Raw genomic sequence first — 19931 nt, forward strand, 5'->3', positions numbered from 1 at the left:
ATGACTATCCTGGTAATCGCTGAACACGACGGCAAAACACTGGCTCCGGCCACTCTGAATACCGTGGCTGCTGCCGTTAAGATCGGTGGCGACATCAATGTATTGGTAGCTGGCGCCGGTGTGGCTGCCGTGGCCGATGCGGCTGCAAAAATCGCTGGCGTGGCCAAAGTACTGCTGGCTGACAATGCCGCTTATGCTCATCAACTGCCGGAGAACATTGCTCCGCTGGTCGTAGAGCTGGGTGCCGGTTACAGCCACATCCTGGCTGCTGCCACCTCCAACGGCAAAAACATCCTGCCGCGGGTTGCTGCGCAGCTGGACGTTGACCAGATCTCCGAGATCATCTCGGTCGAGAGCGCCGATACCTTCAAGCGCCCGATCTATGCCGGTAACGCCATTGCCACCGTACAGTCCTCGGCTGCGGTCAAGGTCATCACCGTGCGTGCCACCGGTTTCGACCCGGTTGCCGCTGAAGGTGGTTCGGCTGCGGTTGAAACCGTTGCGGCTGCTCACGATGCAGGCAAATCCTCCTTCGTTGGTGAAGAGCTGGCCAAGTCCGATCGCCCAGAGCTGACCGCTGCCAAGATCGTCGTTTCCGGCGGCCGCGGCATGCAGAACGGCGACAACTTCAAGCACCTGTACGCCCTGGCGGACAAGCTCGGTGCAGCCGTCGGCGCCTCCCGCGCTGCAGTCGACGCCGGTTTCGTACCGAATGACATGCAGGTTGGCCAGACCGGCAAGATCGTCGCGCCACAGCTGTACATTGCCGTCGGTATCTCCGGCGCGATCCAGCATTTGGCCGGTATGAAAGACTCCAAGGTGATCGTTGCGATCAACAAGGACGAAGAAGCACCGATCTTCCAGGTGGCTGACTATGGCCTGGTGGCTGACCTGTTCGAAGCTGTGCCTGAGTTGGAAAAGCTGGTTTAAGCCCGGCTTTTTGAATCCAGCCTGATTTCTGGCTGGAACGCGATTCTGCAGGAGCCGCCTTGTTGGCGATCGGGTGCGTCGCGCTCGCAATAGCGTCGGCAAGCCGGCTCCTGCAACATCCGGTGTTTACTGAAAAACCCGTTCTTTTGGGGGACGTGGAATCCGTGGCTTGTCGCGAGGTCCCATGTTTCTCGGGAGCGGGTTTTTTATTGCGTTAAATAAAGGAAGGATTTCATGGGCCAGGTAAAGCCGTTGTCAGCGCTGATACTGGGGCTGGCATTGTTGCCGTCATTGGTGTTCGCGGCAGGCAAGTGCGAGCGGCTGATCGTCACAGGCAGTCCGGATGCACCCCCCTATTTATGGCGGGACCCCGCAGACCCTAAGCGTCTGATCGGCGCCAATGCCGATATCCTCAAGCAGGTGGCGGGGGAGCTGGGCATCAAGGTTGAGCTTCTATACGGAGGTAAACGCAGTCAGGCCCTGGATGAGGTGCGCAGCGGACGTATGGACCTGCTGGCCGATGCGCCTTTGAATGTAGAGCAACTGGAAGCCCTGGATTACATCCATCCACCCATCATGCGTAACGAAATCATGGTCTGGACGCGCAGGACGCAGGCGGCGCCGTTCAACCTGCTGATCGATCTCAAGGGTCATCCCGGAGCGATTTCGGAGAAGACCCGCCTGACTCGTTCTTTTGAAGGCTCGGCGCAGGAGCATCTGACTCTCGAGCGTGTGCCAAATCTGGCCCAGGCTTTCCAGAAACTGATGCTGGGCCAGGTCGAATACGTCCTCGCCGGGCACTACGCAGGGATGGCGTTGAGCCAGACTCTGGGCTTTGCCAACGACTTGATGCCCCAGCCATTGCCCCTGGACAAGCCCGGTTTTTATCTGGCGCTGTCGTTCAATTCACCCTGCAACGACCCCTGGTTACGCGGACAGTTGGCGAAAAAGATGACAGAATCCTCCGCCTCCGGGCTGTCGGACGAGGCGGTCAAGCGCAATCTTGACCTCTGGAAAGCTCATCTGCAGCAATCCGGCAGCACCAGTGTCCTGAACAAGTAGGAATGTTTTTGTGAGTATCCGTCCTCTATTCGCCGCCCTGGCAGTGGCCAGCCTGGCCGGTTGTGCCAGCGATCCGGCGCCCACCGAACAACTGAAATTGACTGAGCAGGCCATCGAGCAGGCCAAGGCCGTCGGTGCCGCCGATGATGAAGCCGATATGCAGATGGCCCAGGCCAAATACGCTCAGGCGCGTTCCGCGATGCTCGGCAAATCCTACAAGGATGCACGCATGCAGGCCGAAGAGGCCGAGCTGGATGCGCGCCTGGCCGAGGCCAAAGTGCTGGTGACCAAGAGCGAAGAGCAGTTGCATCAGCTCGATACCCGTCTCAATCGCCTGCATAAACAGCTGGGGACTGCGCAATGAGCCGCCTTCCCCGGTTAATCAGTGTGTGTGTATTGTTGGGTTCGGCAGGACTGTACGGGTGTGCCGGGCATCGAGACAGCGATGAGGCCTTGCGCCAGGCCAGTGCCGACTTTCAGAAAGTCAAAGAAGACCCGGATGTACTGCGCAGCGCACCCAGGGATGTGATCCGTGCCGGAGAATTGCTCGGACGTGCCGATCGTCTTTCCGGCTATATGGGCAGCAGTGCTGATGTCAGTCACTACGCCTATCTGAGCAGCCGCTACAGTGCCATTGCCCGGGAGCACAGTCAGCTGATGCTCAATCAAGAAGCCCTGGCCAGGCAGGAGCTCGAACGCCAGCGCCTGCAACTGGCTTTGCGTGAAGCCAAACTGGCCAGCGCCCAACGCCAGGGCCAGTGGCTGGAGGATCAGATTGTCGCCCTCGCCACGACCCAGACCGATCGCGGGCTGGTTCTGACCCTTGGCGATACGCTCTTCGATACCGGCCAGGCGGAGCTGAAGCCATCGGCCAACCGTACTGTGCTGAAACTGGTGCAGTTCCTTCAGCTCAATCCGGCGCGAGTGGTTCGCATCGAGGGCTACACCGACAGCACTGGCGACAAGCAGGAGAACCTGCAACTGTCCAAGGATCGCGCCCAGGCCGTTGCCGATGTGCTGACTGACCTCGGCATCGCTGAAAAGCGTATTCAGGTCGAAGGTTATGGTGATGAATTTGCCGTGGCTGCGAACACTTCCGAGCGTGGCCGGGCCATGAATCGCCGGGTCGAAATCGTTTTTTCTGACGAAAAGGGCCATCTGGGCACTGCTCGCTGAAAAAAAATCAAAAAAATCCCGATTGCGGACGCGTGGTCGGGATTTTTTATGCGCAAACACCCTGCACATTGGCGCTTTTGCCATAAATTATTTTTCTTCAATACGCAATAGTGCTAGCCCTGCGTCAAACTGTCCCAGTACACTTCCAGAATAATGAGGTAAATTACCGACTGTTTTCATTTTGAAAACCTGCTGTCGGCAAGGATCGAGGCCAGGATCATGACCAATCTTTTGCTCTATCAACGTATAGCCCAGCAGTTGGCTGAGGACATTCGTCGAGGTGTTTATCAGCCCGGTGAACGCGTACCTTCGGTACGCAAAATGAGTTCGCAGCTTAATGTCAGCCATGCGACCGTATTGCAGGCCTACGCCAACCTGGAAGATCAGGGGCTGATCCGGGCGCGGCCGCAGTCGGGTTACTACGTGCACCAGACTCCCGCGCTGACGGCGCCGACCCCCGATATTGCGCGGGTCGAGCGGCCTGGGCTGGTTACCCGCAGCAGCATTATCCAACAGGTGCTGATGGAGTCCCGGCGGGAAGGGGTGTTTCCCCTGGGTGCTGCCGTACCCCACGTCGACTACCTGCCGGTGCGAGCCTTGCACCAGCAGATCGCCAAAGTCACTCGTTTCCACAGCTCGCGGGCGTTCAGCTACATGTTCAGCCCCGGTTTTGAGCCGTTGCGTCGTCAGGTTGCCATTCGCATGCGGGATGCCGGCGTGGTGGTCGATCCGTCAGAAGTAGTCATCACCCATGGTTGCGTCGACGGGCTGCAGATGTCGCTAAGGGTCCTGACCCGTCCGGGCGACCTGATTGCAGCGGAGTCGCCGACTTATTACGGCCTGCTGCAACTGGCTGATCTGCTGGGCCTGAAAGTCATCGAGATCCCCAGTGACCCAGTCACCGGTATCAGCCTGGAAGCCCTGCAGCTGGCGGCCAATCAGTGGTCGATCAAGACCCTGGTGCTGACCTCGCGCCTGAGCAATCCCTTGGGCAGTACCATGCCGGAAGAGCGGCAGAAACACTTGCTGCGCCTGGCTTCGGACTTCGATATCCAGATTGTCGAGGACGATATCTACGGCGAGCTGATGTTCGAGCAGGGCCGTACCAAGTCGTTGAAATCCTTTGATCGCCTTGGCCGGGTGATCTACTGCTCCAGCTTCACCAAGACCCTGTCACCCGGCGTGCGTATCGGCTGGATGATTCCTGGCAAGTATCAGGCGGACATCCAGCGCCTGCAGACCTTCACTACGCATTCCGCCTGTAGCGTGACCCAGATGGGGGTAGCGGCCTACCTTGAGAATGGCGGTTACGACAGGCATCTGCGCTTTATCCGTCAGGAATACAGAAAGAATCTCAGTGCGTTCCAGTTGGGTGTGCAGCAGCACTTTCCCGAAGGTACGCAGATGAGCAGGCCTCTGGGCGGCTTTATCCTCTGGGTCAGCCTGCCGGGGCGAGTCAATACCCAGGAGTTGCATGTCCGGGCGCTGGAGCAGGGCATCAGTATTGCGCCGGGGCTGATCTTCAGTAATACCGAGCAGTTCAATCACTGCATTCGCCTCAATTGCGGCATCCCTTGGAATCGCGAGGCAGACCGTGCGCTGATGACGCTGGGGATGCTGGCCAAGCAGCTTTGTCACGAAGCTGCACACCCTTATTGATCTTATTCAGCGGCGTGCGGTCACTATCTTTACAGATCGTTTTTCTTTGTGTCTTGTCAGCTGGCCTTCAACAGGCCAGCATATGGCCCTCTGCCGTTGTCAGTTCTGCTTATGAATGTTTACCGTTTTGCTGCATTGCTGGTCATCGTTCTGCTGAGCGCCTGTGACGCTCAGCAACCCCCTGTGCCCAAGCCAAAGACTGAAACCCCCGCCAGTGCGCCTCAGGCCGCCGTCGAGGCGCCTGCGGCTCCCGCGCCAGCTGTGCCTGCGCAACCGCTGGCACCTGTCCCTGTGGCGCCGGTGGTCAAGGCCGAGGTCGAGCAGACGCCCGTGGCCAAGGTGGCGCCTTCGATGCCGGACCAGGAGCCTGTGCATGAGCTCAAGCCCAATGTGCCAGTGGTTCCGGTAGTGGCGAGCAAGCCCGCTGCCCCAGGCAAGGTATCGCCGGTCAAGGAAGCCCAGGTCAAGGCTGATGCACTCAAGTTGCCGACCCCCAAGGCTACTTCAGAGGTCTCCAGGGCCACCCTCAAGCGTGAGCCAGTGGTCAACAAAAGCAAGCCAGCCAGAGAGGTGGTCAAGGACACGCGCCTGAGCCAGCCCAAGCTGGACCTGAGCCTGCCGCCGGAACTGGTGCAGCAGATGACCCCGCCCAAAGGCGTCATCACCGCGCCGCACAAGCCGATCCTGCCGCCGATGTTCAGTACCAAGGATGCCAGCGACAGAGAGGCCTTCCAGCTCAACGGACGCCTGTTGAGCAATGAGCTGCAGCTGCAGCAGCGCAATAACGATCGCCGTGAGATAGAAGGGGCGGCGCTGGATTTCAAGTTCAAGCAGTAATGCTTGCGCAGGTCATCGGGCTGTTTTCAAACGGCCGTTTTAGCGAGTAATATCCTGCGTCTCGTCTTTTTCAATGAAGGTTTGCGTCATGGACTGCCGTTCGGGGTGTGGTGCCTGCTGCATCGCGCCCTCCATCACTTCGCCCATTCCCGGGATGCCAAATGGCAAGCCCGCTGGAGAACGTTGCCTGCATCTGTCGGTCGAACTGCTGTGCAATTTGTTCGGCAAGCCCGAGCGCCCGGCGGTCTGCGGGCGTTTTGTCGCGGCCGAGGATGTCTGTGGCAACAGTCAGGCTGATGCCATTCGTTTGATCGGTTGGTGGGAGAAGGCCACGGCAGTTGCCTGAGAAACACATTTCGCCGGAATTGATTGGCTGGAACTTCGACAATAAGGAATAAAACAATGGGTTCGCTGCATCGAATAGCGCTGGTCTGCGGTCTGACTGTAATGGTGGCCGGGGTGGTTCAGGCCGAAGACTGGCAGGTGGCCAAGGACGAAGACGGGATCAAGGTGTCACTGAGTGATGTGGCCGGTTCCAAATACAAGGCTTATCGTGGTGAAACGGTAATCAACGCCAGCATGGCCAAGGTGCGCAGCTTTCAGGAGGACGTCGCCGGTGCCTGCAAGTGGATTCACGAGTGCAAGATGCAGAAGGCGCTCAAGCAGGATGGCGACAAGGTCTGGACCTACACCCAATTCAATACGCCATGGCCGGTGACGCCGCGTGATTCGGTGTTGATGGTGACCAGTGTCAATGGTGCCGATGGCAGCCTGACCCGCAAGCTGGAAGGGCAGCCCAGGTACATTCCCGAGGAGTCGGGTTTCGTGCGCGTAGCGGCTGTGGACGGCTTCTGGAAGTTCGTGCCCAAGGGCCCGAACCAGACGGCAGTGACCTATCAGGTGCACACCGAGCCGGGCGGCAGCGTGCCGTCCTGGCTGGCCAACAAATTCGTCGTGGATGCGCCGTTCAATACGTTGAAGGCGTTGAAGGAAGTGGCTGAGAAGTAGGGTTTGTGTGCTGATCAATAAAAAGGGCTGCCAATCGGCAGCCCTTTTTTGTGCTTGTTCAGGCGCTTACTTGCGCTTGTCCAGTGGCACGATGTCGCGAGGCTCGTAGCCGGTGTACAGCTGGCGTGGACGGCCAATCTTGTACGGGCTGGAGAGCATTTCCTTCCAGTGGGAGATCCAGCCGACGGTCCGCGCCAGGGCGAAGATCACGGTGAACATGCTGGTTGGAATGCCGATCGCCTTGAGGATGATCCCCGAGTAGAAGTCGACGTTCGGGTACAGCGAGCGCTCGATGAAGTAAGGATCGGTCAGGGCGATCTCTTCCAGGCGCATCGCCAGTTCCAGTTGCGGATCGTTGTTGATGCCCAGCTCGCGCAGGACTTCGTCGCAGGTCTGCTTCATCACGGTGGCGCGCGGGTCGCGGTTTTTGTAGACGCGGTGACCGAAGCCCATGAGCTTGAACGGATCGTTCTTGTCCTTGGCCTTGGCGATGAACTTGTCGATGTTGGACACATCGCCGATTTCATCGAGCATGGTCAGCACGGCTTCGTTGGCGCCGCCGTGTGCCGGACCCCACAGCGCGGCGATGCCGGCTGCGATGCAGGCGAACGGGTTGGCGCCCGAGGAGCCGGCCATGCGCACGGTGGACGTCGAGGCGTTCTGTTCGTGGTCGGCGTGGAGGATGAAGATCTTGTCCATCGCGCTGGCCAGTACCGGGCTGATCGGTTTGATCTCGCACGGGGTGTTGAACATCATGTGCAGGAAGTTCTCGGCGTAGCTCAGGTCGTTGCGCGGGTACATCATGGGCTGGCCCATGGAGTACTTGTAGACCATCGCGGCCAGGGTCGGCATCTTGGCGACCAGGCGGATCGCGGAGATTTCCCGGTGCTGCGGGTTATTGATGTCCAGCGAGTCGTGGTAGAACGCCGACAGGGCGCCTACAACACCGCACATCACGGCCATCGGGTGGGCATCGCGACGGAAGCCGTTGAAGAAGGTCTTCAACTGCTCGTGCACCATGGTGTGGTTTTTCACGGTGACGACGAATTGTGCCTTCTGCTCGGCGTTTGGCAGTTCGCCATTGAGCAGCAGGTAGCAGGTTTCCAGGTAGTCGGACTGGTCGGCCAGCTGTTCGATCGGGTAGCCGCGATGCAGCAGGATGCCTTTGTCACCATCGATATAGGTGATTTTCGACTCGCAAGAGGCGGTCGACATGAAACCGGGGTCGAATGTGAAGCGGCCGGTGGCGGTAAGACCGCGTACGTCGATTACGTCGGGACCTACGGTGCCGGTCAGAATGGGCAGCTCGACGGGGGCAGCGCCCTCGATGATCAACTGCGCTTTTTTGTCAGCCATATGGCCTCCTATTTATGCTTCAAATCATCAGACAGACCCCCCACGCAGGGCCCGCATCACTATAGTGAGATAAATCCTAAAGTCAATTTGCTTAAAGTCTTGCTGTAGAAGGCTTTGAAGCCCTGTTTTTGTCGAATTTCCCTGCCATTTACGCCTTTTGTCCCGCTAATGCAATCCGCTATTAGGGGGAGGCCTGCGCGTTGTCATTAGTTGGCTAACTGTCTATACTCGCCGTCCGACCGCCAGTGGCTTTTGGGCCTGTTTTACTGGGGGTCGTCACTCCCTGGGTGGTGGGTACCTGACCAGTGCACTTCCCAACAACTTGCCCTGATTGTTAGGGGCTCTTCAGTGTGAAAAAAAGCCGTGAAAAGCCAACGACCTGTAAACCTAGACCTAAGGACCATCAAACTCCCCATCACCGGCGTAACGTCATTTCTTCATCGCGTTTCCGGCATCATTCTCTTCCTGGGCCTTGCCATCATGCTTTACGCATTGAGCAAGTCGCTGGGTTCCGAGGAAGGTTTCGGCGAGGTGAAGGCATGCTTGACCAGCCCTCTGGCCAAGTTCGTTGTGTGGGGTCTCCTGTCCTCCTTGCTGTATCACCTGGTGGCGGGCATTCGTCACCTGATCATGGATGCGGGTGTCGGTGAGACGCTGGAAGGCGGACGACTGGGCTCGAAAATCATCATCGCCGTTTCCCTGGTGCTGATCGTTCTGGCAGGAGTTTGGATATGGTAACCAGCGTTACGAACCTCTCGCGTTCGGGCCTCTACGACTGGATGGCGCAACGCGTCTCCGCTGTCGTGCTCGCGGCTTATTTCATTTTCCTGATCGGATACGTGGTCGCGCACCCTGGCATCGACTATGCCCAGTGGCACGGCCTGTACTCCCATACTGCAATGCGCATCTTCAGCCTGCTGGCTCTGGTCGCTCTGGGCGCTCACGCCTGGGTCGGCATGTGGACCATCGCGACCGACTACCTGACGCCGATGGCGCTGGGCAAGTCCGCGACTGCTGTGCGTTTCCTGTTCCAGGCTGTTTGCGGCGTTGCGATGTTCGCTTACTTCGTCTGGGGTGTGCAGATTCTTTGGGGTATCTGATTCATGGCTAGCATAAATACACTTTCATTCGACGCCATCATCATTGGCGGCGGCGGCGCTGGCATGCGCGCAGCACTGCAACTGGCTGAAGGCGGACACAAGACTGCCGTAGTCACCAAGGTGTTCCCGACCCGTTCCCACACGGTATCCGCCCAGGGTGGCATCACCTGCGCCATCGCTTCGGCCGATCCGAACGATGACTGGCGCTGGCACATGTACGATACCGTCAAGGGTTCCGACTACATCGGTGACCAGGACGCTATCGAATACATGTGTCAGGAAGGCCCGGCTGCGGTCTTCGAGCTGGACCACATGGGCCTGCCGTTCTCGCGCACTGAAACCGGTCGTATCTATCAGCGTCCGTTCGGTGGCCAGTCCAAGGACTTCGGTAAAGGCGGCCAGGCTGCACGTACCTGCGCAGCGTCCGACCGTACCGGTCACGCACTGCTGCACACGCTGTATCAGGGCAACCTGAAGGCAGGCACCACCTTCCTCAACGAGTACTACGCAGTAGATCTGGTGAAGAACCAGGACGGCGCATTCGTTGGCGTGATCGCGATCTGCATCGAAACCGGCGAAACCATGTACATCAAGGCCAAGGCCACTGTACTGGCGACCGGCGGCGCGGGCCGTATCTACGCATCCACCACCAACGCCCTGATCAATACCGGTGACGGCATCGGCATGGCCCTGCGTGCCGGTGTACCTGTTCAGGACATCGAAATGTGGCAGTTCCACCCGACCGGCATCGCCGGCGCCGGTGTACTGGTTACCGAAGGTTGCCGTGGTGAAGGCGGTTACCTGATCAACAAGCATGGCGAGCGTTTCATGGAGCGTTATGCTCCGAACGCGAAAGACCTCGCAGGTCGTGACGTTGTTGCTCGCTCGATGGTTAAGGAAATCATCGCCGGCAACGGTTGCGGTCCTAACGGCGACCACGTGATGCTGAAACTCGATCACCTGGGCGAAGAAGTGCTGCACAGCCGTCTGCCAGGCATCTGCGAACTGTCCAAGACCTTCGCTCACGTTGACCCGGTTGTCGCACCGGTACCGGTAGTTCCAACCTGCCACTACATGATGGGCGGCGTCGCCACCAACATCCACGGCCAGGCCATGACTCAGGACGCCAATGGCGTTGACCAGATCATCCCTGGTCTGTTCGCGGTAGGTGAAGTGGCCTGCGTATCGGTTCACGGTGCCAACCGTCTGGGCGGCAACTCGCTGCTCGACCTGGTGGTGTTCGGCCGCGCGGCCGGCCTGCACCTGGAAAAAGCTCTGACCGACGGCGTCGAATACGCTGATGCCAGCAACACTGACATCGAAGCTGCCCTGAGCCGTCTGAACAGCCTCAACGAGCGCACTGAAGGCGAAGACGTCGCCAGCCTGCGTCGCGAGCTGCAAAACTGCATGCAGAACTACTTCGGTGTGTTCCGTACCGGCGAATACATGCAGAAAGGCATTGCCCAACTGGCCGATCTGCGCGTTCGCATTGCAAACGTCAAGATCAACGACAAGTCCCAGGGCTTCAACACCGCGCGTATCGAAGCGCTGGAGCTGCAGAACCTGCTGGAAGTTGCCGAAGCCACTGCGGTCGCTGCTGAAGTGCGCAAAGAGTCCCGCGGTGCTCACGCTCGTGAAGACTTCGAAGACCGTGACGACGAAAACTGGCTGTGCCACACCCTGTACTTCCCAGGCGAGAAGCGGGTTACCAAACGTGCAGTCAACTTTGCGCCGAAGACTGTACCGGCGTTTGAACCGAAAATTCGGACCTACTAAGGGTGGCTGCTATGTTGAAAGTCGAAGTTTATCGTTACAACCCCGACAGCGACTCGGCGCCTAAAACCCAGGTGTTCGACGTTGATACCGGTGGCAAGGACCTGATGGTTCTGGACGTACTGGCCCTGATCAAGGAACAGGACGAAGGTTTCTCCTATCGTCGCTCCTGCCGTGAAGGCGTGTGCGGTTCCGACGGCATGAACATCAACGGCAAGAACGGCCTGGCGTGCATCACGCCGCTGTCCGCCGTGGTCAAGAACAACAAGCTGGTGGTGCGTCCGCTGCCTGGTTTGCCGGTTATTCGTGACCTGGTCGTCGATATGAGCATCTTCTACAAGCAGTACGAGAAGGTGAAGCCATATTTGCTGAACGACACTCCGGCTCCGGCCATCGAGCGTCTGCAAACTCCGGAAGAGCGCGAGAAGCTCGATGGTCTGTACGAGTGCATCCTGTGCGCCTGCTGCTCGACTTCGTGCCCGTCCTTCTGGTGGAACCCGGACAAGTTCCTCGGTCCAGCTGCACTGCTGCAAGCCTACCGTTTCCTGGCTGACAGCCGTGACAACAAGACCGCCGAGCGTCTGGCTTCCCTGGACGATCCGTTCAGCGTGTTCCGTTGCCGCGGGATCATGAACTGCGTAAACGTTTGCCCCAAGGGTCTGAACCCTACCAAGGCAATCGGCCATATCCGCAACATGCTCCTGCAAAGTGGCGTCTGATTCAGATTCAACCGTTGCACCGTAAACCGCTGTACCTGTAACTCCTGTGGCGCAGGCACGAGCCGGCGCCACAGTATTAACTTGAGCAGTAGCTCACAAAGCTGCGGCTCTTATTTGACGTAATTGAGACCAGCAGGGGCATCCGGGCTGGTACCCGGACTATCTGCGTGATTCCTTTCAGCTTGATTTTTCGAGGCTGCGGGGCGTTTTCGCCGGTGGTGTCCCCTAACCGAGGGTGACCAAGCATGCAAGAAAGCGTGATGCAGCGCATGTGGAACAGTGCCCACCTTTCCGGTGGTAACGCTGCCTATGTGGAAGAGCTCTACGAGCTCTACCTGCACGACCCTAACGCTGTGCCAGAAGAGTGGCGCACCTACTTTCAGAAGCTGCCAGCTGACGGCAGTTCTGCCACCGATGTATCGCACTCGACGATTCGCGATCATTTCGTGTTGCTGGCGAAAAACCAGCGCCGCGCTCAACCGGTATCGGCCGGGAGCGTGAGCAGCGAACACGAGAAGAAGCAGGTCGAAGTCCTGCGTTTGATCCAGGCTTACCGTATGCGTGGCCATCAAGGCGCCAAGCTCGACCCGTTGGGTCTGTGGCAGCGTCCTGTGCCCGCCGACCTGTCGATCAACCACTACGGTTTGACCAACGCCGACCTGGACACCACCTTCCGCGCGGGTGACTTGTTCATCGGCAAGGAAGAAACCAGCCTACGCGAAATTCTCGAAGCGTTGCAGCAGACATATTGCCGCACCATCGGCGCCGAATTCACCCACATCGTCGATTCCGAGCAGCGCAACTGGTTCATGCAGCGCCTCGAAAGCGTGCGTGGGCGTCCTGCGTTCTCCGCCGACATCCAGGCTCACCTGCTGGAGCGTGTCACCGCTGCCGAAGGCCTGGAAAAATACCTGGGCACCAAGTACCCGGGCACCAAGCGTTTCGGTCTGGAAGGTGGCGAAAGCCTGATCCCGATGCTCGACGAGCTGATCCAGCGTTCCGGTTCCTACGGCACCAAGGAAGTCGTCATCGGCATGGCCCACCGCGGTCGTCTGAACGTTCTGGTCAACACCTTCGGCAAGAACCCGCGCGAGCTGTTCGACGAGTTCGAAGGCAAGAAGAAGGTCGAGCTGGGTTCCGGTGACGTCAAATACCACCAGGGCTTCTCGTCCAACGTCATGACCGCAGGCGGTGAAGTCCACCTGGCCATGGCGTTCAACCCGTCTCACCTGGAGATCGTTTCTCCGGTGGTCGAAGGTTCGGTACGTGCCCGTCAGGATCGTCGTAACGACTCCGTTGGCGACAAGGTGCTGCCGATCTCCCTGCACGGTGATGCGGCCTTCGCAGGCCAGGGTGTGGTTCTGGAAACTTTCCAGATGTCCCAGACCCGCGGCTTCAAGACCGGCGGTACCGTACACATCGTCATCAACAACCAGGTCGGCTTCACCATCAGCAACCCGCTGGACGCGCGCTCTACCGAGTACGCCACCGACGTTGCCAAGATGATTCAGGCGCCGATTCTCCATGTGAATGGCGATGACCCTGAAGCCGTTGTTTTCGTGACCCAGCTGGCTATCGACTACCGCATGCAGTTCAAGCGTGACGTGGTGATCGACCTGGTCTGCTACCGTCGTCGCGGCCACAACGAAGCTGACGAACCAAGCGGCACCCAGCCGTTGATGTACCAGCAGATCACCAAGCAGCGCACCACCCGTGAGCTGTATGCCGAGGCACTGGTCAATTCCGGCGCTCTGACTGCCGAAGCCGCCCAGGCCCAGGTCGACGAGTACCGCAATGCCCTGGACAACGGCATGCACGTTGTGAAGAGCCTGGTCAAAGAGCCTAACAAGGAACTGTTCGTCGACTGGCGTCCATACCTGGGCCATGCCTGGACCGCGCGTCACGACACCAGCTTCGACCTCAAGACCCTGCAGGAACTGTCGGCCAAGCTGATGGAACTGCCGGAAGGCTTCGTGGTGCAGCGCCAGGTGCAGAAGATCTACGAAGACCGCCAGAAGATGCAAGCCGGTGGCCTGCCGATCAACTGGGGCTATGCCGAAACCATGGCGTACGCGACGCTGGCCTTCGAAGGCCATCCGATCCGTATGACTGGCCAGGACATTGGCCGCGGTACGTTCTCGCACCGTCATGCCGTTCTGCACAACCAGAAGGATGCCAGCACCTATATCCCTCTGCAAAACCTGTATGCCGGTCAGCCACGTTTCGACCTGTACGACTCCTTCCTCTCGGAAGAAGCGGTACTGGCCTTCGAATACGGCTACTCGACCACCTCGCCAAACGCGCTGGTGATCTGGGAAGCCCAGTTCGGTGACTTCGCCAACGGCGCCCAGGTCGTGATCGACCAGTTCATCACCAGTGGCGAGCACAAGTGGGGCCGTCTGTGCGGTCTGACCATGCTGCTGCCGCATGGTTATGAAGGTCAGGGTCCGGAGCACTCCTCCGCGCGTCTGGAGCGTTACCTGCAACTGTGTGCCGAGCACAACATCCAGGTATGCGTACCGACCACCCCGGCGCAGATCTACCATCTGCTGCGTCGCCAGGTGATTCGTCCGCTGCGCAAGCCGCTGGTTGTTCTGACTCCGAAGTCGTTGCTGCGTCACAAACTGGCAATCTCGACCCTGGAAGATCTGGCCCATGGTTCATTCCAGACGGTCATTCCGGAAATCGATACTCTCGATGCCGCCAAGGTGACTCGCCTGGTTCTGTGCAGTGGCAAGGTTTACTACGACCTGCTGGAAAAACGTCGTGCCGAAGGCCGCGAAGATATCGCCATCGTGCGTATCGAGCAGCTGTATCCGTTCCCGGAAGACGACCTGATGGAAGCCATCGCTCCGTACGGCAACCTGACCCATGTGGTCTGGTGTCAGGAAGAGCCGATGAACCAGGGCGCCTGGTACAGCAGTCAGCATCACCTGCGTCGCAGCATTGGCAACCACAACCGCAACCTCGTTCTCGAGTATGCCGGTCGTGATGCTTCTGCAGCACCCGCTTGTGGTTATGCATCGATGCACGCCGAGCAGCAGGAAAAACTGCTGCAAGATGCCTTCACTGTTTAACGCCTTCGCGCATTAGAAACCGAATTAAGGAATTACAGATAATGGCTATCGAGATCAAAGCCCCCTCTTTCCCGGAATCCGTTGCCGACGGCACCATTTCCACCTGGCACAAAAAGCCGGGCGAGGCGGTCAAGCGTGATGAACTGCTGGTCGACATCGAGACCGACAAGGTAGTCCTCGAAGTACTGGCCGAAGCTGACGGCGTACTGGCATCGATCGTGAAAGGCGAGGGCGAAACCGTCCTGTCCAACGAACTGATCGCTACCCTGGATGCTGGCGGTACCGCATCGGCTGCTCCTGCTGCCGCTGCTGCTCCAGCAGCTGCTGCTGCGCCGGCCCAGGCGGCTGCCGCACCTGCCGCTGCTGACGACGACGCTGTCGCCGCTCCTGCTGCCCGCAAGCTGGCTGAAGAAAATGGCATCAACCTGGCCAGCGTCAAGGGCACCGGTAAAGATGGCCGCGTCACCAAGGAAGACGTGGTAGCCGCCGTTGAAGCGAAGAAATCCGCTCCAGCTGCCGCTCCTGCCGCCAAGCCAGCCGCTGCTGCCGCTGCTCCTGTGTTCGCCGCTGGCGACCGCACCGAGAAGCGCGTGCCGATGACCCGCGTTCGCGCCACCGTGGCCAAGCGCCTGGTTGAAGCTCAGTCGAACATGGCGATGCTGACCACCTTCAACGAAGTGGACATGACCGAAGTCATGGCTCTGCGTTCGAAGTACAAGGACCTGTTCGAGAAGAGCCATAACGGTGTGCGTCTGGGCTTCATGTCGTTCTTCGTCAAGGCTGCTACCGAAGCGCTGAAACGCTTCCCTGCGGTCAACGCGTCGATCGACGGTTCCGATATCGTCTACCACGGCTACGCTGACATCGGTGTTGCAGTTTCCAGTGACCGTGGCCTGGTGGTTCCGGTTCTGCGTAATGCCGAGCAGATGAGCCTGGCTGAAATCGAAGGCGGCATCGCTGCTTACGGCAAGAAAGCCCGCGACGGCAAGCTGTCCATCGACGAGATGACCGGTGGTACCTTCACCATCACCAACGGTGGTACTTTCGGTTCGATGATGTCGACTCCGATCGTCAACCCGCCTCAAGCGGCCATCCTGGGCATGCACAACATCCTGCAGCGTCCTATGGCGATCAACGGTCAGGTTGTTATCCGTCCTATGATGTATCTGGCTCTGTCCTACGATCACCGTCTGATCGATGGCAAAGAAGCCGTGACCTTCCTGGTTACCATCAAGAACCTGCTGGAAGATCCGGCTCGTCTGCTGCTGGATATCTGATGGGGCAGCTCCGGGCTGCAAGCTACGAGCTGCGAGTAAAGCAGCTCGGCGCTGGGGCCCGGGTCGTCGCAACACCTTAATGAACAGGCTGCAACGTTCGTCTGTAGAGCATCACAGGCACGTTTGCAGCTTGCAGCTTGAAGCTAGCAGCTCAAAGAGGAACTCTTTTTTATGTCCCAGAAATTCGACGTAGTAGTGATTGGCGCTGGCCCTGGCGGTTATGTCGCCGCGATCAAGGCTGCACAACTTGGTCTGAAGACTGCCTGCATCGAGAAGTATCAGGACAAGGAGGGCAAGCTGGCCCTGGGCGGTACTTGCCTGAACGTAGGTTGCATTCCATCCAAGGCGTTGCTGGACAGCTCCTGGAAGTTCTACGAAGCCAAGAACGGTTTCGCGGTACACGGTATCTCCACTTCCGAAGTGAAGATGGACGTGGCTGCAATGGTTGGCCGCAAGTCCCAGATCGTCAAGGGCCTGACCGGCGGCGTTGCCAGCCTGTTCAAGGCCAACGGCGTCACTTCCCTGCAAGGCCACGGCAAACTGCTGGCCGGCAAGAAAGTCGAGCTGACCAAGCCTGACGGCACCACCGAAGTCATCGAAGCCGACAACATCATCCTGGCTTCCGGCTCGCGTCCGATCGACATTCCACCGGCTCCGGTCGACCAGAACGTCATCGTCGACTCCACTGGCGCCCTGGAATTCCAGGCCGTGCCTGAGCGTCTGGGCGTTATCGGTGCTGGCGTTATCGGCCTGGAACTGGGTTCGGTGTGGTCGCGCCTGGGTTCCAAGGTGACCGTTCTGGAAGCTCTGGAGAAGTTCCTGCCAGCGGCTGACGAAGCCGTTGCCAAGGAAGCCCAGAAGACCTTCACCAAGCAGGGCCTGGACATCAAGCTGGGCGCTCGCGTTACCGGCTCGAAAGTCAACGGCAACGAAGTTGTCGTCAACTACACCGACAAAGACGGTGAGCAGAACATCACGTTCGACCGCCTGATCGTTGCTGTAGGCCGTCGTCCAGTGACAACTGACCTGCTGGCTGCCGATAGCGGCGTCGATATCGACGAGCGCGGCTTCATCTTCGTCAACGATCAGTGCGAGACCAGCGTTCCTGGCGTCTATGCGATTGGTGACGTGGTCCGTGGTCTGATGCTGGCACACAAAGCCTCGGAAGAAGGCATCATGGTGGTAGAGCGCATCAAGGGTCACAAGACCCAGATGAACTACGACCTGATCCCTTCGGTTATCTACACTCACCCGGAAATCGCGTGGGTCGGTAAAACCGAGCAGACCTTGAAGGCCGAAGGCGTTGAAGTTAACGTCGGTCAGTTCCCGTTCGCGGCCAGCGGCCGTGCAATGGCTGCCAACGACACTGGCGGTTTCGTCAAGGTCATCGCTGACGCCAAGACCGACCGTGTACTGGGTGTACATGTCATTGGTCCGGGCGCTGCGGAACTGGTTCAGCAGGGCGCGATCGGCATGGAGTTCGGCACCAGTGCCGAAGACATCGGCATGATGGTCTTCTCCCACCCGACACTGTCCGAAGCGCTGCACGAAGCAGCCCTGGCTGTGAATGGCGGTGCCATCCACATCCAGAACAAGAAAAAACGCTAAGAAAGAAAACCACGACGGACTGCCCGTCGTGAGCCTTGCGAGCAAGACTCACCGCGGAAGGTCCGTTGGACTCGACCTCCCGGTGATTGCAGGAACTTTCCGGCAATCACCGGGACAAGCGGTCACAGGTGGTGCGGCACCCACGATGTGCAGCACCGAATGCGCAGTACCTAACGAAGACGGTAATAAGCATGAATCTCCACGAGTATCAGGGTAAGCAGCTGTTTGCTGAATACGGCCTGCCAGTTTCCAAAGGCTACGCAGTCGACACCCCGGAAGCAGCAGCAGAAGCTTGCGACAAAATCGGCGGCAGCGAGTGGGTTGTCAAAGCCCAGGTTCACGCTGGTGGCCGCGGTAAAGCGGGCGGCGTCAAGCTGGTTCGCAGCAAAGAAGACGCTGCGGCTTTCGCTTCGCAGTGGCTGGGCAAGCGTCTGGTAACCTACCAGACTGACGCCAATGGCCAGCCAGTCACCAAGATCCTGGTTGAATCCTGCACCGACATCGCCAAAGAGCTGTATCTGGGCGCTGTTGTGGATCGTTCCAGCCGTCGTATCGTGTTCATGGCTTCCACCGAAGGTGGCGTGGACATCGAGAAGATCGCTCACGACACTCCTGAGAAGATTCTCAAGGCCACTATCGATCCACTGGTTGGCGCTCAGCCATTCCAGGGTCGCGACCTGGCGTTCCAACTGGGTCTGGAAGGCAAGCAAGTTGCCCAGTTCGCCAAGATCTTCGTTGGTCTGGCCAAACTGTTCCAGGATCACGATCTGGCCCTGCTGGAAGTGAACCCGCTGGTGATCAAGGCTGACGGCGATCTGCACTGCCTCGATGCCAAGATCAACATCGACGCCAACGCCATGTACCGTCAGCCCAAGCTGAAGACTTTCCACGATCCGTCGCAGGACGATCCGCGCGAAGCGCACGCTGCCAAGTTCGAACTGAACTACGTAGCCCTGGAAGGCAACATCGGCTGCATGGTCAACGGTGCCGGCCTGGCCATGGGTACCATGGACATCGTCAACCTGCACGGCGGCAAGCCAGCCAACTTCCTCGACGTAGGTGGTGGTGCTACCAAAGAGCGCGTGACCGAAGCCTTCAAGATCATCCTGTCCGACACCAACGTCGCTGCAGTACTGGTCAACATCTTCGGCGGTATCGTTCGTTGCGACATGATTGCCGAAGGCATCATTGGCGCAGTGAAAGAAGTCGGCGTGAAAATCCCGGTTGTTGTTCGCCTTGAAGGTAACAACGCTGAACTGGGCGCTAAAGTACTGGCAGAAAGCGGCTTGAACATCATCGCTGCTACCAGCCTGACCGACGCTGCTCAACAAGTCGTCAAAGCTGCGGAGGGCAAATAATGAGCGTCCTGATCAATAAAGACACCAAAGTTATCTGCCAGGGCTTCACCGGTTCGCAGGGTACTTTCCACTCCGAACAAGCCATTGCCTACGGCACCAAAATGGTTGGCGGCGTGACTCCAGGCAAAGGTGGCACTACTCACCTGAACCTGCCTGTGTTCAACACCGTTCGCGAAGCGGTAGAACAGACTGGCGCTACTGCCAGCGTGATCTACGTTCCGGCTCCTTTCTGCAAAGACTCGATCCTGGAAGCTGCCTTCGGCGGTATCAAACTGATCGTCTGCATCACCGAAGGTATTCCTACCCTCGACATGCTGGATGCCAAGGTCAAGTGCGACGAGCTGGGTGTTACCCTGATCGGCCCTAACTGCCCAGGCGTCATCACTCCGGGCGAGTGCAAGATCGGCATCATGCCAGGTCACATTCACTTGCCAGGCAAGGTCGGTATCGTGTCGCGTTCCGGCACCCTGACCTACGAAGCTGTGAAGCAGACTACTGACGCCGGTTTCGGCCAGTCGACCTGCGTCGGCATCGGCGGTGACCCGATCCCGGGCTCGAGCTTCATCGACATCCTGAAACTGTTCCAGGAAGACCCGAAGACCGAAGCGATCGTCATGATCGGTGAGATCGGCGGTTCGGCTGAAGAAGAAGCGGCTGCCTACATCAAGGCAAACGTGACCAAGCCAGTCGTTTCCTACATTGCTGGTGTGACTGCCCCTGCGGGCAAGCGCATGGGCCATGCGGGCGCAATCATCTCCGGCGGTAAAGGCACTGCAGACGAGAAATTCGCTGCTCTGCAAGACGCTGGCGTGAAAACCGTGCGTTCCCTGGCAGATATCGGCAAGGCCCTGGCCGAGCTGACCGGTTGGGCTGTCAAGTAAGCTCCGGCTGACTGACTCGCAACCAGCAAAGGCCACCTTCGGGTGGCCTTTGTGCTTTCCGGGCCTTGAAATGCATTGCGTCTCTGTGGGACCTGCTTTAGCCGGGAAGA

At 58.7% G+C, this 19931-nt stretch carries 18 protein-coding genes; 17 read left to right on the forward strand and 1 reads right to left on the reverse strand.

Going from position 1 to position 19931, the window contains the following annotated elements; all coding sequences use genetic code 11:
• The 8 genes from ACCD02_RS25435 (at position 1) to ACCD02_RS25470 (ending at position 6672) form a co-directional block, all read left to right on the forward strand.
• Positions 1 to 930 carry an electron transfer flavoprotein subunit alpha/FixB family protein gene (locus ACCD02_RS25435; RefSeq protein ID WP_413308222.1) on the forward strand — a complete coding sequence of 310 codons (930 nt, stop codon included), beginning with the start codon at positions 1 to 3 and terminating at the stop codon, positions 928 to 930.
• A 234-nt stretch (positions 931 to 1164) separates the two neighbouring features.
• Positions 1165 to 1992, forward strand: coding sequence for a substrate-binding periplasmic protein (locus ACCD02_RS25440; protein WP_413308225.1), 828 nt, complete (start codon positions 1165 to 1167; stop codon positions 1990 to 1992).
• 10 nt (positions 1993 to 2002) lie between these two features.
• Positions 2003 to 2356, forward strand: a complete 354-nt coding sequence (locus ACCD02_RS25445) for a DUF4398 domain-containing protein (protein ID WP_413308228.1) — start codon at positions 2003 to 2005, stop codon at positions 2354 to 2356.
• On the forward strand, positions 2353 to 3168 hold the full coding sequence (locus ACCD02_RS25450; protein ID WP_413308231.1) for an OmpA family protein: 816 nt from the start codon (positions 2353 to 2355) through the stop codon (positions 3166 to 3168). The genes ACCD02_RS25445 and ACCD02_RS25450 overlap by 4 nt, the downstream gene beginning before the upstream one ends.
• Before the next feature lie 219 nt (positions 3169 to 3387).
• Positions 3388 to 4827, forward strand: coding sequence for a PLP-dependent aminotransferase family protein (locus tag ACCD02_RS25455; RefSeq protein WP_413308233.1), 1440 nt, complete (start codon positions 3388 to 3390; stop codon positions 4825 to 4827).
• Positions 4828 to 4938: 111 nt separating this feature from the next.
• On the forward strand, positions 4939 to 5664 hold the full coding sequence (locus ACCD02_RS25460) for a translation initiation factor 2 (protein ID WP_413308236.1): 726 nt from the start codon (positions 4939 to 4941) through the stop codon (positions 5662 to 5664).
• Between the two features lie 88 nt (positions 5665 to 5752).
• Positions 5753 to 6010, forward strand: coding sequence for a YkgJ family cysteine cluster protein (locus tag ACCD02_RS25465; RefSeq protein WP_413308239.1), 258 nt, complete (start codon positions 5753 to 5755; stop codon positions 6008 to 6010).
• Between the two features lie 56 nt (positions 6011 to 6066).
• Positions 6067 to 6672, forward strand: coding sequence for an START domain-containing protein (locus ACCD02_RS25470; protein ID WP_413308242.1), 606 nt, complete (start codon positions 6067 to 6069; stop codon positions 6670 to 6672).
• A 66-nt stretch (positions 6673 to 6738) separates the two neighbouring features.
• Here the strand turns inward: ACCD02_RS25470 and gltA are convergent, their stop codons facing one another.
• The gene (gene gltA / locus ACCD02_RS25475; RefSeq protein ID WP_259100390.1) at positions 6739 to 8028 is read right to left on the reverse strand and encodes a citrate synthase; all 1290 of its coding nucleotides are present in this window, start codon (positions 8026 to 8028) and stop codon (positions 6739 to 6741) included.
• A 363-nt stretch (positions 8029 to 8391) separates the two neighbouring features.
• On the opposite strand from gltA, the gene sdhC reads away from it, so the two are divergent.
• From sdhC to sucD, 9 genes are all read left to right on the forward strand, one after another.
• Complete coding sequence (sdhC, locus tag ACCD02_RS25480; RefSeq protein ID WP_413308245.1) at positions 8392 to 8766, forward strand: succinate dehydrogenase, cytochrome b556 subunit; 375 nt, start codon at positions 8392 to 8394, stop codon at positions 8764 to 8766.
• Positions 8760 to 9128 (forward strand): succinate dehydrogenase, hydrophobic membrane anchor protein, encoded by a 369-nt coding sequence (gene sdhD, locus ACCD02_RS25485; RefSeq protein ID WP_259100388.1) that lies wholly within the window; start codon positions 8760 to 8762, stop codon positions 9126 to 9128. Before sdhC ends, sdhD begins: the two co-directional genes overlap by 7 nt.
• A 3-nt stretch (positions 9129 to 9131) precedes the next feature.
• Entirely contained in the window at positions 9132 to 10904 is a 1773-nt protein-coding gene (sdhA, locus tag ACCD02_RS25490; protein WP_413308248.1) for a succinate dehydrogenase flavoprotein subunit, read from the forward strand.
• Positions 10905 to 10915: 11 nt separating this feature from the next.
• The gene (locus ACCD02_RS25495; protein ID WP_259100386.1) at positions 10916 to 11620 is read left to right on the forward strand and encodes a succinate dehydrogenase iron-sulfur subunit; all 705 of its coding nucleotides are present in this window, start codon (positions 10916 to 10918) and stop codon (positions 11618 to 11620) included.
• Between the two features lie 245 nt (positions 11621 to 11865).
• Positions 11866 to 14697 carry a 2-oxoglutarate dehydrogenase E1 component gene (locus ACCD02_RS25500; protein WP_413308250.1) on the forward strand — a complete coding sequence of 944 codons (2832 nt, stop codon included), beginning with the start codon at positions 11866 to 11868 and terminating at the stop codon, positions 14695 to 14697.
• A gap of 41 nt (positions 14698 to 14738) precedes the next feature.
• A complete protein-coding gene (gene odhB / locus ACCD02_RS25505; protein ID WP_413308252.1) occupies positions 14739 to 15974 on the forward strand; it encodes a 2-oxoglutarate dehydrogenase complex dihydrolipoyllysine-residue succinyltransferase in 1236 nt (411 codons plus the stop codon).
• 171 nt (positions 15975 to 16145) lie between these two features.
• Positions 16146 to 17582 (forward strand): dihydrolipoyl dehydrogenase, encoded by a 1437-nt coding sequence (lpdA, locus tag ACCD02_RS25510; protein ID WP_413308254.1) that lies wholly within the window; start codon positions 16146 to 16148, stop codon positions 17580 to 17582.
• 191 nt (positions 17583 to 17773) lie between these two features.
• Complete coding sequence (gene sucC / locus ACCD02_RS25515) at positions 17774 to 18940, forward strand: ADP-forming succinate--CoA ligase subunit beta (RefSeq protein ID WP_259100382.1); 1167 nt, start codon at positions 17774 to 17776, stop codon at positions 18938 to 18940.
• The gene (sucD, locus tag ACCD02_RS25520; RefSeq protein ID WP_259100381.1) at positions 18940 to 19821 is read left to right on the forward strand and encodes a succinate--CoA ligase subunit alpha; all 882 of its coding nucleotides are present in this window, start codon (positions 18940 to 18942) and stop codon (positions 19819 to 19821) included. Before sucC ends, sucD begins: the two co-directional genes overlap by 1 nt.
• The last annotated feature ends 110 nt before the right edge of the window (positions 19822 to 19931 follow it).

The sequence above is a fragment of the Pseudomonas sp. Pseusp88 genome (genome assembly GCF_047303955.1).
Classification (GTDB): domain Bacteria; phylum Pseudomonadota; class Gammaproteobacteria; order Pseudomonadales; family Pseudomonadaceae; genus Aquipseudomonas.